Below are 14,112 nucleotides of genomic sequence, written 5' to 3'. Positions count from 1 at the left end.
CCCCTCGACCAGGGCCTGTCGGCCCCGCCCCGGTTCCAGGACGAGGAAATCCGCCGGGTGGAGCCCCCGGTGACCGGTCCCGTCGACCGTCTCGAAACGTGGAAGCGCAGGCTTCTCGACCTGACCCTGCGCAACAAGCTCCTGAACTTCAAACCCGGCAAGGGCTCGGTGATCCTCGACTGCGCCGAGGCCGGCGCCCTGGAGGACCGGCTCGCGGCCGGACACGCCTTCCGCCTGTTCCCGGCCTCCGATGGGGCGGACGGGGCGGAGGCCGCCGACCTCCACGCCCGCGACGACGTCCGGCGCCGGGACCGCGCCGCGGCGCTGGCCCGCGGCGAGGTGCACACGACGGCGACGCAGGCCGAACTCGACGACCGCCTCCTCGACCTCTACCGCCTCGCCCGCAACGGCTTCGAGGAGGGCGGGGCCAACATCCTGTTCCTCGCCGTCGGATTCCTGTCGTGGACGCGCAAGGCCGGCGAGGCCGCCCATCGCGCGCCCCTGCTCCTCATCCCCGTCGCCCTCCAGCGGTCGAGCGTGCGCGCCGGGTTCCGCCTCGCGCTCCACGACGACGAGATCCGCATCAACCCGACCCTGCTCGAACTGCTGCGCGAGGATTTCCGCTTGGCGCTGCCCGAACTCGAGGGCGAGCTGCCCCGCGACGCCTCCGGCATCGACGTCGAGGGCATCTTTCGCATCGTACGCGGCCACGTCCGCGACCTCAGGGGCTGGGAGGTGGTGCCCGACATCGTCCTCTCGGCCTTCTCCTTCACCAAGTACCTGATGTGGAAGGATCTGGTCGACCGGGCCGAGGTGCTGAAGCGCAACCCGGTGGTGCGCCACCTCGTCGACACGCCGAAACACGCCTACGGCGACGGAACGCCCTTCCCCGAACCCGGCCGCCTCGACGTCGAGCACCCGCCTGAGACGGTGTTCGCGCCCCTGTCGGCGGATTCCTCGCAGCTCTCCGCCGTGATCGCGGCGGGCGCCGGAAAGGACTTCGTGCTGTTCGGCCCGCCCGGCACGGGCAAGAGCCAGACCATCGGCAACATGATCGCCCAGTGCCTCGCGCAGGGACGCACGGTGCTGTTCGTCTCGCAGAAGACCGCCGCCCTGGAGGTGGTGCGCCGCCGCCTCGACGAGATCGGGCTCGGCGACCATTGCCTCGAAGTGCATTCGACCAAGGCGCAGAAGTCGAGCGTGCTCGCCCAGCTGCGCAAGGCCTGGCACGAACGCGCGGCCCCGCCGCAGGCGGACTGGCGCGGGGCCACGGGCGACCTCGCAGCCCTGCGCGACAAGCTCAACCGCCTCGTCGCCGCCCTGCATCGCCGGCGCGAGAACGGGATGAGCGCCTACGAGGCGTTCGGCCACGTGGTCGCCGCCGGCGCCACGGAGCCGCCCGTCGTGCTGGCGTGGCCCGACCACCGCGCCCACGATGCCGGCACCCTCGCGCGGTTGCGCGCCGCCTGCCGCGACCTGCGCCCGGTCCTGGCGGCCCTCGGCTCCCCCGTCGACCATCCCCTGCGGGGGATCGCGGCGACGCAGTGGTCGCCGGTCTGGCGCGCCGACATGGCGGCGGCCATCGCGGCGCATGCGGACGCGCTCACCGCCCTTCGCGCCAGCGGCCGGGACTGCGCGGACGCCATCGGCCTCGGCGCTCTGCTGGCGACCCCGGCCGGGACGCGGGGCCTCGTGGTCCTCGGCGCCTATCTCGTGCGGCCGGAAGCGCCGTGCGGCGCCGCCTTCCTCGCCGACGCCACCGGCGACCTGCGCCGGGCGGTGGACGCGCGCGCGCGCTTCCGCGCCGTCCGGGACGACGGCCTCGCCCGCCTCGCCGGCCGCTACCGGGCGAGCCTCCTCGATCAGGATCTTCCCGCCCTCCTCGCCGAATGGGTCGCGGCGCAGGGCGCCAACTTCCTCGTGCGCGGCGGCCGGCTCAAGCGGGTCCAGGCCCGGGTGCGGCCCTACGTCGAGGGGGAGATGCCGGCGGATCTCGGCCCGGACCTCATCGGCCTGATCGAGGTCGCCCGCCACATCCGGGCGGGCTGTCCGGAGGACGCGCAGCTCGCAAGCCTTGGTGCCCCCTGGAACCTGCCCGAAACCGGACAAGAAGCCTTCCGGGCGCCCCTCGACTGGGCCGAGAAAATCGAAAAACTCGTCGCCATCCTCGGGCCCCAGACCCTGGGGATCGACCCCTTGCGCGACCACCTCGTCCGCCTCGCCCGGACCGAGGGGCGGGCCCTCGCCGAGGGCGGCCGGATCGCCCGCGCCTACGGGCGCTTCAGCCGCGACCGCGCCGCCGTCGCCGAGACCGGAGCGGCGCTGGCCCGCCTCGCCGGCCGCGACGACCCGCAGGAGCCCATCGAACCGGGGCCGGACTGGATCACCCGGAGCCTGGAGCGGATCGGCGGCTGGAGCGCGGGACTCGGGCGCGCGCAGGCCTGGTGCGCCTGGCAGGCCGTCGCCCGCACCGCCCGCGACGCCGGCCTCGACGCGCTCATCGCCGGCCTGGAGGCGGGCCGCGTCGCCCCCGATGGGGCCGAGGCGGCGTTCGAGGCGGCCTACGCGCGGTGGTGGATCGACCGGGTGGTCTCGGACGATCCCGTGCTCGCCCGCTTCCTGCCCGAGCGCCACGAGGACACCATCGCGCGCTTCCGCGCCGCCGACATCCGGGTCTCCGACCTCTCGAAACAGGTGGTGCGCACCCGCCTCGGCGGCGCCGTCCCGGCCCCCACCGCCTTCGGGAGCGACCCGGAATGGGGCACCCTGTCGCGCGAACTGACGAAGAAGACGGCCCACATGCCGCTCCGCAGGCTGTTCGCCCGGATGCCGTCGGCGCTGACCCGGCTGACGCCCTGCGTGATGATGAGCCCGCTCTCCATCGCCCAGTATCTGCCGCCGGATTCGACGCCCTTCGACGTGGTGATCTTCGACGAGGCCTCGCAGATCTCGCCCTGGGACGCCATCGGCGCCATCGCCCGGGGCCGGCAGGTCGTCATCGTCGGCGACCCCGAGCAATTGCCGCCGACCAATGTCGGCGACCGCGGCGTCGACGCCATCGAGGACGGCTCGGACGTGGCCGATCAGGAATCGATCCTCGACGAGTGCCTGGCCGCCAACATCCCCCGGCGCAACCTCGACTGGCACTACCGCAGCCGCCACGAGAGCCTGATCGCGTTCTCCAACGCGCGCTATTACGGCGGCCGGCTCGTGACGTTCCCCTCCCCCGTCACAGACGACCGGGCGGTCCGTCTCACCCTGGTGCGGGACGGACTCTACGAGCGCGGCGCGGGACGGGTGAACCGGCCCGAGGCGCGGGCCGTCGTGACGGAGATCGTCCGGCGCCTGCGGGACCCCGCCTTCCTCACGGAGCGCCGGTCCCTCGGCATCGTCACCTTCAACGGCGAGCAGCAGCGCCTCATCGAGAACCTTCTGGACGAGCAGCGCCGGGCGCACCCCGAGCTGGAGCCGTACTTCGACCGCGCGCACTGGCACGAGCCGGTCTTCGTCAAGAACCTCGAGAACGTGCAGGGCGACGAGCGCGACGCCATCCTGTTCTCCGTGGCGGTGGGACCCGACGCCACCGGGCGGGTGGGCGGCACCGTCTCGTCCCTCAACAGGGAGGGCGGCTACCGGCGCCTCAACGTCGCCATCACCCGAGCCCGGCGCGAGCTCGTGGTGTTCGCCTCGCTGCGCCCCGAGCAGATCGACCTCGGGCGCACGGGCTCGCGCGGGGTCCGCGACTTCAAGCACTTCCTCGAATTCGCCGAGCGCGGGCCGAGGGCCCTCGCCGAGGCGTTCGCGCCCACGGGCGGCGACGTGGAATCGCCGTTCGAGGCCGCCGTGATGGCAGCCCTGGAGGCCAGGGGCTGGACCGTCCACACCCAGATCGGCGTCTCGGGCTTCCGCATCGACCTCGGCATCGTCCACCCCGACGCAGCGGGCCGCTACCTCGCCGGCATCGAGTGCGACGGCGCCACCTATCACCGCTCCGCCACGGCGCGGGACCGCGACCGCCTGCGCGAACAGGTGCTCGTCGACCTCGGCTGGCGCATCCGCCGGATCTGGAGCACGGACTGGTGGATGGACGCGGCCGGCGCCCTGGAGAAGCTCGACGCCCGCCTGCGCGCGGACGTGGAGACGAACCGTCGCCGCGCTGCCGAAGCACTGGCCGCCGAAGCGCAGGCCGCCGCGGTGGCGGAGGCCGACGGCGCGCCGGTACCGCCGGACGGCGCCGGGTCGGTGGAAGTCGCGCCATTGGCGGGGGCCCTCCCCCGGGAGCCAATGAACGACGCACCCGCTGGTGATCCGGCGCCCGAGCCGGTGCGGCTCTACGCCGAGCGCGCGCCCTCTTCTATCGAGATCGCCCCAGCGCCGGCCGCAAGCCCACCCGCAAGCCCACTCGCAAGCCCACTCGCAAGCCCGCCCGGCTATCGGATCGCCGACTTCGCCGATCTCGACCTGCCCCTGGAACCGGCCCGGTTCCGCGAGGCCGCCTACCGGCCGGTCCTGGCGGCGATGATCGCACACGTCCTCGCCGTCGAGGCGCCGATCTACGAGGACGTTCTGGTGCGCCGCGTCTGTCGCGCCCACGGGATCGGACGCGTCAGTCCGCCCGTGCGCGACGCGATCCTGGATGGTGTCGATGCCGCCACCGCCCGCACGGACGACGAGGGGCGCGCCCTGCTCTGGCCCGCCGGCGAGGCGCCGCGTCCGAGCCGCCGCCATCGTCCCGCCGAACCCAGCGTGCGCAGCCACGCCGAGACGCCGATGCCGGAACTCGTGGGGCTCGCCGAAACGCTTCCCGCCTGGACTCCCGAGGCCGATCGGGTCCGGCTCATGGCGCGCGCCCTCGGCCTGTCGCGGGTCGAGGCCGCGACCCGCGCGCGCCTCGAACGGGCCATCGCGCTGGCCGGCCGCGCCGCGCTCCCTTGAGACGGGGCCGGGCCCGTCAGTGTCCGGCCGGTGCCGCCTGCGCCTTGGCCGAGCCCAACAGGGCCCGGACCCGCCGGGTGACCGGGGCCAGGACGAACTGCGCCACGGGGATCGTCAGGCCGCCGACCACGAGGCCGCCGAGGCCCGACAGGGTCGCGGTGGTGAGCCATTCGGCGGCCCCCGCCAGGCTCGGAACCGCGGCGGCCATCCATTTGGCCGCATCGTGGACGCGGTGGGCCGGGGCGGTGACGCCGAAATGCTCGAGGCCGTGCAGGAGGATGCCGCCGCCGACCCACAGCATCGCGGCGGTACCGAGGATGGCCAGACCGCTGAGGAAGTACGGCATGCCGACGACGAGCGCCCGTCCGAAGCCCCGGGTCACCGGCCGCAGGGCACGGTCCGGGCCGGAGGCGGCCCCCGGCGTCGCGGCGCGCAGGCCGAGGAGGGTGGAGGCCGGGCGGTCGTTGGCGGCGAGCGCCACGCCTGCATCGTCCGCCTTCACGATGAGGGCGACGACGCCGTAGACGAGGAGCGTCACGCCGATGCCGACCACGGCGAGGATCGCCGCCTGGGTCACCGTCGATTCCGTGGTGAGGGAGGCGAGCGTCAGGGCCATCACCTCGGCCGAAAGGATGAAATCGGTCTGGATTGCGCCGCGCACCCGCTGATCCTCCTGAGCCTGGGCGTCCTGCGGACCGGTGGCGACCGTGTCCTCGGCCTGCGCGGGCGCCGGCACGAGGGCATGGAGGATCTTCTCGGCGCCCTCGTAGCAGAGGTAGAGCCCGCCGAGCATGAGCAGGGGCGTGATCACCCACGGCACGAGATAGCTCAGCAGCAGGGCGCCCGGCAGCAGGAACAGGAGCTTGTTCTTCAGGGAGCCCACGGCGATGCGCCAGACGATGGGCAGTTCGCGCGCGGCGGCGAAACCCACGACGTAGCGCGGGGTCACGGCGGCGTCGTCGATGACGATGCCGAGGGCCTTGGTGCCGGCCTTGCCGGCCTGGGCCACCACGTCGTCGAGGGAGGCCGCCGCCACCCGGGCGAGGGCCGCGACATCGTCGAGAAGTGCCAGAAGTCCCACGCTCACGATCGATTTCCCCCGGCCCGTCGTTCCGCCCGAGACATGGCACAGCCGCGGGCGTCCGCAAACCACGGGCATGCCGATGCGGTGAGCCGGACGGTTGAACCGGGGCTGAACCGCGCCGTTCAGTCCCGGTCCGGAGCCAACCCGTAGATCGGTCACACCCCGAAAGGGCGCCCCCGAACACCACAGGCCACCGCATGACCGACCTGCAGACCGCCACCGGCACCATCTGGGCCGTGTTCGGCCACCGCCTCGCCGTCGAGGGCCCAGACGGGCGGTTCCTCGCCGATCTCGGTCCCGAAGGGGCCAAAGGCCTGACCCTGACGCCCGGCGACACCGTGACGGTGATCGGCGAGCGCAAGCCCTCCGAGATCAAGGCGAGCCGCCTCACCCTCGGCGACGGTCCGGCCCAAACCATCGCCCGGCCGGCCAAGCCCGGTCACGGGCCCAAGCCCGGTCACGCACTCAAGCCCGGTCACGCACTCAAGCCCGGTCACGCCCCGGCCGATCCCGAAGCCGCCCTCGCCGCCGCCCGCAGGGCGGGCTACGCGCCGAGCGGCGAGGCCAGGCGCAAGCCGAAGCATTTCGAGGTTCCGGCCACGAGGGGCGATGCGGCCTTCACGCTCCACGTCGACCTCGACGGTTCCGTGCGGAAAGCCGAGCCGATCCGCTCCGCATAGGAGCCCTTCAGCAGGCGGCGACGTTCACCGCGAGGCCGCCGAGGGAGGTCTCCTTGTACTTGTCCTGCATGTCGGCGCCGGTCTGGCGCATGGTCTCGATGACCTCGTCGAGGGAGACGCGGTGGATGCCGTCGCCGCGCAGGGCGAGGGACGCGGCCACCACCGCCTTGTTGGCCCCGAAGGCGTTGCGCTCGATGCAGGGGATCTGCACGAGGCCGCCGATGGGGTCGCAGGTCATGCCGAGATGGTGCTCCATGGCGATCTCGGCGGCGTTCTCGACCTGGGCCGGCGAGCCGCCGAGGAAGGCGGCGAACCCGGCCGCCGCCATGGCGGCCGCCGAGCCGACCTCGCCCTGGCAGCCGACCTCGGCCCCCGAGATCGAGGCGCGGGTCTTGATGAGGCCCCCGACGGCGGCCGCCGTGAGCAGGTAGTCGCGTCCCCGTGCCTCCGACCAGTCCGGGCAGAAGTCGCGGGCGTAGCGCAGGACCGCCGGCACGATCCCGGCCGCCCCGTTGGTGGGCGCCGTGACCACCCGCCCGCCGGACGCGTTCTCCTCGTTGACGGCCAGGGCGAACAGGCTGATCCAGTCGACGATCTCGTGGGCCGGGCGGGCGTTGCGCAGGCGGCCGGCCGTGAGATCCTCGTGCAGGCGCCGGGCCCGGCGGCGGACCTTGAGGCCGCCGGGGAGCTCGCCGCCCTGGCGCAGCCCCCGCTCGATGCAAGCGAACATGGCCTCCGCGATGGCGTCGAGGCCCTGATCCACCGCGTCCGGGCCCCGGATCGCGCCTTCGTTCGCCCGCTGCACGGCGGCGATGGACAGGCCCGTGCGGGCGCAGACCGCCAGCAGTTCGGCGGCACTCGCGTAGGGCAGGGGAAACGCCGCCTCCGGCCCCGGCTCCGGGCCGGCCTCCGTGACGACGAAGCCGCCGCCGACGGAATAGAACACCTGCATGTCGCGGGCCGCCCCGGCCGCATCGAGGGCGGAAAAGCGCATGCCGTTGGTGTGGAGCGGCAGCACCTCGGTGAAGTTGAAGACCAGATCGTGGGCGGGATCGAAGGCCGGGCCTCCGAGCCACAGGCGCTTTTCGCGGTTCAGTTCGGCGACCAATCCCTCCACGGCGTCGGGATCGACGGTGTCCGGCGCGTGGCCGAGCAGCCCGAGGACGATGGCCACATCGGTACCGTGGCCGCGCCCGGTCCAGGCGAGCGACCCGAAGATCTCGGCCCGGATCCGCGCCGTGCCCGCCCCGCCCCGGACCCGCTCCCGGAACCGTCGGGCGGCCACCATCGGCCCGACGGTGTGGGAACTCGACGGGCCGATCCCGATCTTGAAGAGGTCGAAGGCGCTGATCATCGGCTCGGGGTCCGTTCGGACGACAGGGGACCGGTCCCGGCATCCGACGCCGATTCAGGCCGGACCGACACCGGGCCCCCGGCCGCCTCAGCAGGAAACGGGCCGTCCGGTGCCGCGGCCACCGCCGCCTCCGGCCGGGTGGCGCGCCGCACCGTCGAGCGCGCGGCGTCGATGGCGATGGCGGCCGCACTCATGGTGCGGGCTTCCGTCGGCCGCTCCAGGGCATGGCGGGCGATCTCGCCGGCCAGATCGTCGATCTCCGCGGCCAGGGCGTCGAGGTGCCTGCGGTCGGGCGCATCCCGCACCCCGGCCCGGATGGCGAGGAGGCGGTCGGTCGCCTCCTCGACGCGCTCGCGGCGCACCCGGGACAGGCGCTGGCGAAGGGAGGCCAGGGCGGAGCCGAGGCCGCCGCCGAGGAAGGCCACGAGGTAGATCCAGGTCTCGTAGCGCTCGATGAAGCCCTGCTGCTCGCGCTCGAAGAAATCGATGGCGCCGGGGTGGATCGGCAGGCGCGCGCTGGTGGCGGCGGCCGTGGTCTCGTAGCTCGGGGCCAGCATGTAATCGGCCGCCGGCGTGGCGTTGGAGAGGCCGCTGCGCAGTTCGAACAGGTGCTGGGTCACGTCCGCCGCCACCGTGCGCGACAGGCCGGCCCGCGCCATGAGGCGGTAGGACGCCCCGATGGTGCGCACGTCCTCGGCCGGCACCTTCGGGGAGCCGCCGAACAGGCCCGCCGGGATCGTCACCGCCTGGAGCCGGGGCATGCGCTCGATGATGGCGGTCCCGTCGGCGACATCGATGAACGCGACCTTGCGGCTGCGGCTCGCGGCCTGGACGATCCCGACGATGCGAAGGGCCGTCGGTGCCGCCGGCGCGATGACGGAGACGACGGCATCGACCCGCTTCTTGGCGAAGGCCTGGGCGAGGTCCTTTTCCTCCAGCTGCACCAGGGCGACGTGGCGGGCCGGAACGGGGCCGTCGGGGGCATCGTCGAGGAGGGTGAGGCCGTAATGCTCCACCAGGGCCTTGATCAGGGTGTGGTCGGCGTCGCGATGGGCCAGGATGGCGAGGCGTTTTCGATCGAGGTCGGCGAACTCCGTGATCCCCGACGGCTCGGGCGAGGCGATGATCATGGCCTGGTCGCGCAGGATCGCCAGGGTCAGGCCGTTCTCCGGCAGGGCGACGTCGGGGCGCACCACGGCCAGATCCGCCCTGCCCGTCTGCAGGGCGGCGGCGGAGTCGCGCACGTCGTCGAAGGGCAGGACCCGGAGGCGGACTTCCTTGCGGCCCGCCGTCAGGGCGTCGGCATAGGCCCGGATCAGGGCGGGCTCGGTGCCGTCGCTCGGCGCCACGGCCACCGTCAGGGTGGTGGCGCGGGAGACGTAGAAGGCGCCCGCCGCCGCAAGCGCAAGGAGGATGGCGAGGGCGAGGAAGATCAGCTCGCGGCGGATGGGCAGGCCCGGAAGATTCATCCGTGGATCGGGTCTCCTGGACAGTGCGGATGATACCGCCGCGGCGCCACTGCAACGTGCCGCGAAGCGGGACGGTTGCTGAGGCCCGGCCTCACCTTGTCAGGGACGGGCCGAATCGGCGATATCGGGGCCATGCGAATCCGCGCGCGCGTCGTCCTCAGTCTGATCCTCTGCCTGCCCTTCGGCGAGGTGGTGGCCGCCCCCGACGTGCCGGCCCTGGAGCGGGCCTGGACGGCGTGCGTGCGCGAGTCCTTCGCCGGGCAGCCGGCGATCCAGGGCAAGGCCGGCGCCCAGCGCAACGCCCTCGACGCCTGCAAGGACCGGGAGGACGCCTACGTCGCCGCCCTCATGGCCGAGCGCGCGACCGGGGACGGCACTCGGACCATGGCGACGCGCGCCCGGGAGTGGGCGGCCTCCATGGCCGCCTACGTGGTCGATCCGGTCTCGTCCTGGATCGCGATGCTGCGGCGCTGAGCGCCGCGCGGCTTCAGGCTTCCGATTCCGGCCGGTCGACGTTCTGCTCGGTCTCGTCGGCGGTGTAGCCTTCGAGCCAGTCGGCGCTGTTCTGCGAACCGGCCGGATACGGGTTGGCCTCGTCGGACCGGCCGGCCCGCTTGGCGGCCAGTCCCTCTTCCATCACCGTCTTCGATACGAATGCCATGGGGGTCCCTCGCTCCAAATTCGTCCGAGGAGTGAACACGGTTCAGGGCGTTTGGGTCCGTCCGGCCGCCACCCCCGTCGAGCCGAAGCCCCCGGCGCCGCGCCCGGAGCCGGCCTCCGCCGGCCCGTCCACCAGGGTGAAGCGCGGGCGGGTGATGCGGGTGAAGACGAGCTGGGCGATGCGATCGCCGGGCGCGATCGTCAGGGCGGGTCCCGCCGGGTTGCGGTTCCAGGCCGAGATCATCAGCGGGCCGGTATAGTCGGCGTCGATGACCCCGACGCCGTTGCCGAGGACGAGGCCGTCGCGGTGGCCGAGCCCCGAGCGCGGGTAGATCAGCCCGCACCAGGACGGGTCGCGGATCGCCAGGGCGAACCCCGCCGGGATCAGCACGGCCGGGGCCCGGGGATCGAGGGTCAGGGGCGCGTCAAGGCAGGCGTGGAGGTCGAGGCCGGCGGCCCCGGCCGAGCCCCAATGCGGGAAGCCCCAGCCGGTCAGGCGAGGGTCGAACAGGTGCAGATCGACGGCGAGTTCGGGCGGCGCGCTCACGCCGCCCGCGCCGCGATGGCGTCGGCCATGGCCACGACGCGGGCGGCGTCCACGGCGTGCAGGCGCTCGATCATCCGCCCCTCGAATTCCACCACGCCGCGCCGGGCGTTCGCCGGATCGGCGAAGACCGCCATGATGGCGCGGGCCTCGGCGACGGCCTCCGCCGTGGGCCCGAACACCGCGTTGGCGGGTTCGATCTGGCCCGGATGGATCAGCATCTTGCCGTCGAAGCCGCAATCGCGGCCCTGCTCGCACTCGGCGAGGAACCCGGCGGCGTCGCGAAACGCGTTGTAGATGCCGTCGATGACGTCGATCTCGTAGGCGCGGGCGGCGGCGACCACGTTCATCAGCCACGGCATCAGGGCCGGGCGGCCCGGCACGCCGAGGCGGACCCGGCTCGCCTTGGCGAGGTCGTTGGGGCCGACGATGAGGCAGGCGAGCCGGGTATCGACGTCGCGGGCCGAACTCGCGATCTCGGCGATGTGCAGGAGCGCCATCGGGCTCTCGATCATCGCCCAGACGCGGGTGCGGTCCGGCGCCCCGAGGCGGCGCAGCCGGCTGCCCACGGCCACGACCACATCGGGCCCCGTGACCTTCGGCACCAGGATGGCGTCGGGGCCGGCGGGCGCGATGGCCGCGAGATCCGCCTCGCCCCACGGGGTATCGAGGGCATTGACCCGGACCACCACCTCGCGCCGACCGAACCGCTCCGCCCGGATCGCTTCGGCGACGGCGTGCCGTGCCTCGTCCTTGGCCTCGGGCGCCACCGCGTCCTCGAGGTCGATCATCACCACGTCGGTGGGGAGGTGGGCCGCCTTTTCGAGGGCTCTCGCATTCGAGCCCGGCATGGACAGGACGCTGCGGCGGGGGCGAATCTCGGTCATGACGGTCAACCCTATCGCGCGAATCCGGCGTTGGCCGGAGCGGTACCGCTCCCGGCTCCCCGATTCAAGGCGAGGGCTTCAAGGCGAGGGTCTCAGTCGCGCGGGCGGGTCGCCATGCGGGCGTCGCGGGCGACCTGCCGCTCGAACCGGCGCGGCGCGAGGTTTTCGCGGGACATGCGCCGCATTCCCAGCACCAGGAGGACGAGGGCCGCGAGGGCGAACGGCCCGCCGACGACGAGGGCTCCGGCGACCTCGGACCCGAGCAGGGCGCCGAGTCCCTTCACCAGGAAGACGACGAAGAGCATCAGGGCGGCGAGGACGAGGAGCGAAGCCGTGCCGAACGCGGCGACGAGACCGAGGATCGCCCGGATGTTGCCGTCGGTCTCGCGGCGCAGGAGCTCGAATTCGCCGCCGACGAGATCGGCGGCATGGCGCACACTGTCCCCCAACAGGGCGCCGAGTCCTTTGGCAGCCGGATCGCGCATCACACACCTCGCTCGTGCCCCGCAGGGGCCGAACGGTGCAACCGTGGCCGGGCGCGGGTGTTCCCAAGGATCAGGCGCCGGCCGCGTCGAGGCGCCTCGACTCGACGAAGGTTCGGCCGTCGGCGAAACGGTAGCTCACGCTCTCGGACAGGCGGCCGTTGGCCCGGATGAGGATCGCGGCCGGGCGGGCGAGTTCGTCGGCCCGATCGAGGGCTTCGGCGACGGTCAGGGGCACGTCGCGCCCGCCGCCGAACTGGCGCCACCACTGCACCGCCTTCTCGCGGGGGTACCCGGTCTGCTCCAGGGCGATCCGGACCCGATGGGTCAGGCCGTCCTCCGTGCGGAACACCACGTCGAAGCTGCCGGAGGCGGCGTGGCGGACGAGCTGCCAGCCCCGGACGCTGCGCCAGACCGGTACGGCCCGCGACAGGATCGGATGCTCGTCCTCCGCCGCCGCCTCGTGGCTCGGCCCGGCCTCGTCCTCGGGCTCGACCCAGCAGCCCTCGCAGGTGCTGGCGTTGAGGGGAATGAGGGCGCCGCAGCCCGGGCAGGCCTTCGCCCGCACCTCGCCCTCGCGGCCCTTGATGAGCGCCGCGCTGCGGGCGGTGACGATGTCGACGGGCCCGTGCATCCGCACCAGCCCGGCATAGTCGAGGATGAGGGCGTCGGTCTTGCCCGGCGCGGTGCGCAGGGCCCGGCCGACCTGCTGGACGTAGAGGCCCGTGCTCTGGGTCGGGCGCAGGAGCGCGATGAGGTCGACGCGGGGCACGTTGAAGCCCGTCGAGAGCACGCCCACCGAGGTGAGGCAGCGTACCCGGCCCTCACGAAACGCGCGCACGATCCGGTCGCGCTCGCGCTTGCCGGTCTCGCCCGTCACCATCTCGCAGGAAACCCCCTCCCCCCGCACGGCGTCGCGCACGGCTTCCGCGTGGGCCACACCGGCGCAGAAGGCGAGCCAGGCCCGGCGGTCGCGGCCGTAGCCGGCCATTTCCTCCACGGCCGCGCGGGTGATCCAGTCCTGGTTCACTGCCGCCTCGAGGGCGCTCGGGATGTAGTCGCCGCCGCGCTTGCCGACGCCGGAAACATCGAGCGCCGTGGCGGTGGCCTTGCAGATCAGGGGCGCGAGGTAGCCCTGGTGGATGAGGTCGCCGACATTGGCCTCGTAGACGATGCGCTCGAACAGGCGGCCCGCGCCCTCGTCGAGGCGGCCGCTGTCGAGGCGGTAGGGCGTGGCCGTGAGGCCGACGACGCGCAGGTCGAGCTTGGCGGCCCGCAGGGCGGCGAGGAAGCGGCCGTAGCGGGTCTCGGCGGCGCGCGGGATCAGGTGGGCCTCGTCCACCACCACGAGGTCGAAGGCGCCGATGGCCTCGGTCTGGTTCCAGACCGACTGGATGCCGCAGAACAGGATCTGCGTGGCCGTCTCGCGCCGGTTGAGGCCGGCCGAGTAGATTCCGGCCGGGGCGTCCGGCCAATACGCGAGGAGTTCGCGGTGGTTCTGGGCGATGAGCTCGCGGGTGTGGGTGACGACGGCGATCCGCGCGCCGGCCGCGCGGGCGATGGTTTCCCGCACCAGGGCCGCGATGACGAAGGCCTTGCCGGCGCCCGTGGGCAGGACGATGAGGCCGTCGCCGGTCTCGTTGCGCCAGGACGCGTAGAGGGCGTCGAGGCTGGCACGCTGGTAGGGTCTGAGCTCCATCGCCGGGTTTCTACGGCGGTTCTTCGCGATGCGGAACGGCGGGCGGAGCAGGCCGCCTATTCGGTGCCGCGCACCACCCGGGTGATGCCCTCCACCATCCCCTGCGACAGGCGCACGAACTGGCCCGTGCCGTGGCCGCGCCCGTCCAGCAGCTCGGCGAAGACGGGCTTGGCCGGTTCGTAGGCCAGCGCCGCCACGGGCCGGGTGTTGCGCCGCTTGGCCCGCAGGCGCTCGGCCAGCGCGTCGGGAACGAAGGGATCGCGCAAGGCGGGCATCTCCTGGCAGGGCCGTCCGGTCGGGCTCGGACCGGGCCTAAGC

12 protein-coding genes are annotated in these 14,112 nt (G+C 73.4%); 3 read left to right on the top strand and 9 right to left on the bottom strand.

The genetic code is table 11. The features are described 5' to 3' along the window. Positions 1-69 precede the first annotated feature (69 nt). Positions 70-4,935, top strand: a complete 4,866-nt coding sequence (locus FV218_RS12815) for a DUF3320 domain-containing protein (RefSeq protein ID WP_246685103.1) — start codon at positions 70-72, stop codon at positions 4,933-4,935. Between the two features lie 16 nt (positions 4,936-4,951). Here FV218_RS12815 and FV218_RS12810 read toward each other — a convergent pair whose 3' ends face one another. After that, positions 4,952-6,022 carry a DUF808 domain-containing protein gene (locus FV218_RS12810; protein ID WP_147710009.1) on the bottom strand — a complete coding sequence of 357 codons (1,071 nt, stop codon included), beginning with the start codon at positions 6,020-6,022 and terminating at the stop codon, positions 4,952-4,954. Between the two features lie 194 nt (positions 6,023-6,216). On the opposite strand from FV218_RS12810, the gene FV218_RS12805 reads away from it, so the two are divergent. Further along, positions 6,217-6,699, top strand: a complete 483-nt coding sequence (locus tag FV218_RS12805) for a hypothetical protein (protein ID WP_147710008.1) — start codon at positions 6,217-6,219, stop codon at positions 6,697-6,699. Positions 6,700-6,706: 7 nt separating this feature from the next. Here FV218_RS12805 and FV218_RS12800 read toward each other — a convergent pair whose 3' ends face one another. Next, positions 6,707-8,053, bottom strand: a complete 1,347-nt coding sequence (locus FV218_RS12800; RefSeq protein WP_147710007.1) for an L-serine ammonia-lyase — start codon at positions 8,051-8,053, stop codon at positions 6,707-6,709. Beyond that, a complete protein-coding gene (locus FV218_RS12795; protein ID WP_147710006.1) occupies positions 8,050-9,522 on the bottom strand; it encodes a TAXI family TRAP transporter solute-binding subunit in 1,473 nt (490 codons plus the stop codon). Before FV218_RS12795 ends, FV218_RS12800 begins: the two co-directional genes overlap by 4 nt. A 132-nt stretch (positions 9,523-9,654) precedes the next feature. Between FV218_RS12795 and FV218_RS12790 the strand changes: the two genes are divergently transcribed. Next, positions 9,655-9,996 (top strand): hypothetical protein, encoded by a 342-nt coding sequence (locus FV218_RS12790; RefSeq protein WP_082475965.1) that lies wholly within the window; start codon positions 9,655-9,657, stop codon positions 9,994-9,996. Positions 9,997-10,009: 13 nt separating this feature from the next. Here the strand turns inward: FV218_RS12790 and FV218_RS22775 are convergent, their stop codons facing one another. The 6 genes from FV218_RS22775 to FV218_RS12765 all read right to left on the bottom strand — a co-directional run bounded on the left by FV218_RS22775 (position 10,010) and on the right by FV218_RS12765 (position 14,069). Continuing rightward, on the bottom strand, positions 10,010-10,183 hold the full coding sequence (locus FV218_RS22775; RefSeq protein ID WP_187273046.1) for a hypothetical protein: 174 nt from the start codon (positions 10,181-10,183) through the stop codon (positions 10,010-10,012). A 42-nt stretch (positions 10,184-10,225) separates the two neighbouring features. Then, positions 10,226-10,729: a dUTP diphosphatase gene (gene dut / locus FV218_RS12785; RefSeq protein ID WP_147710005.1), complete on the bottom strand. Its 504-nt coding sequence runs from the start codon at positions 10,727-10,729 to the stop codon at positions 10,226-10,228. Beyond that, the gene (locus tag FV218_RS12780; protein ID WP_147710004.1) at positions 10,726-11,613 is read right to left on the bottom strand and encodes a CoA ester lyase; all 888 of its coding nucleotides are present in this window, start codon (positions 11,611-11,613) and stop codon (positions 10,726-10,728) included. The genes dut and FV218_RS12780 overlap by 4 nt, the downstream gene beginning before the upstream one ends. Before the next feature lie 92 nt (positions 11,614-11,705). Continuing rightward, a complete protein-coding gene (locus tag FV218_RS12775; protein WP_147710003.1) occupies positions 11,706-12,098 on the bottom strand; it encodes a phage holin family protein in 393 nt (130 codons plus the stop codon). Between the two features lie 70 nt (positions 12,099-12,168). Continuing rightward, on the bottom strand, positions 12,169-13,794 hold the full coding sequence (locus tag FV218_RS12770) for a DEAD/DEAH box helicase (protein ID WP_147710002.1): 1,626 nt from the start codon (positions 13,792-13,794) through the stop codon (positions 12,169-12,171). A 56-nt stretch (positions 13,795-13,850) separates the two neighbouring features. Then, on the bottom strand, positions 13,851-14,069 hold the full coding sequence (locus FV218_RS12765) for a hypothetical protein (RefSeq protein WP_147710001.1): 219 nt from the start codon (positions 14,067-14,069) through the stop codon (positions 13,851-13,853). Between the last annotated feature and the right edge of the window lie 43 nt (positions 14,070-14,112).

It is taken from the genome of Methylobacterium sp. WL69, from assembly GCF_008039485.1.
GTDB lineage: Bacteria > Pseudomonadota > Alphaproteobacteria > Rhizobiales > Beijerinckiaceae > Methylobacterium.
This window is presented reverse-complemented; position numbering and strand designations above follow the sequence as displayed.

Coding starts and splice junctions, on each gene's coding strand:
- FV218_RS12770 (WP_147710002.1), bottom strand. CDS start 13,794: ATGGAGCTCAGACCCTACCAGCGTGCCAGCCTCGACGCCCTCTACGCG.
- FV218_RS12775 (WP_147710003.1), bottom strand. CDS start 12,098: ATGCGCGATCCGGCTGCCAAAGGACTCGGCGCCCTGTTGGGGGACAGT.
- FV218_RS12765 (WP_147710001.1), bottom strand. CDS start 14,069: ATGCCCGCCTTGCGCGATCCCTTCGTTCCCGACGCGCTGGCCGAGCGC.
- FV218_RS12805 (WP_147710008.1), top strand. CDS start 6,217: ATGACCGACCTGCAGACCGCCACCGGCACCATCTGGGCCGTGTTCGGC.
- FV218_RS22775 (WP_187273046.1), bottom strand. CDS start 10,183: ATGGCATTCGTATCGAAGACGGTGATGGAAGAGGGACTGGCCGCCAAG.
- FV218_RS12800 (WP_147710007.1), bottom strand. CDS start 8,053: ATGATCAGCGCCTTCGACCTCTTCAAGATCGGGATCGGCCCGTCGAGT.
- FV218_RS12795 (WP_147710006.1), bottom strand. CDS start 9,522: ATGAATCTTCCGGGCCTGCCCATCCGCCGCGAGCTGATCTTCCTCGCC.
- FV218_RS12780 (WP_147710004.1), bottom strand. CDS start 11,613: ATGACCGAGATTCGCCCCCGCCGCAGCGTCCTGTCCATGCCGGGCTCG.
- FV218_RS12790 (WP_082475965.1), top strand. CDS start 9,655: ATGCGAATCCGCGCGCGCGTCGTCCTCAGTCTGATCCTCTGCCTGCCC.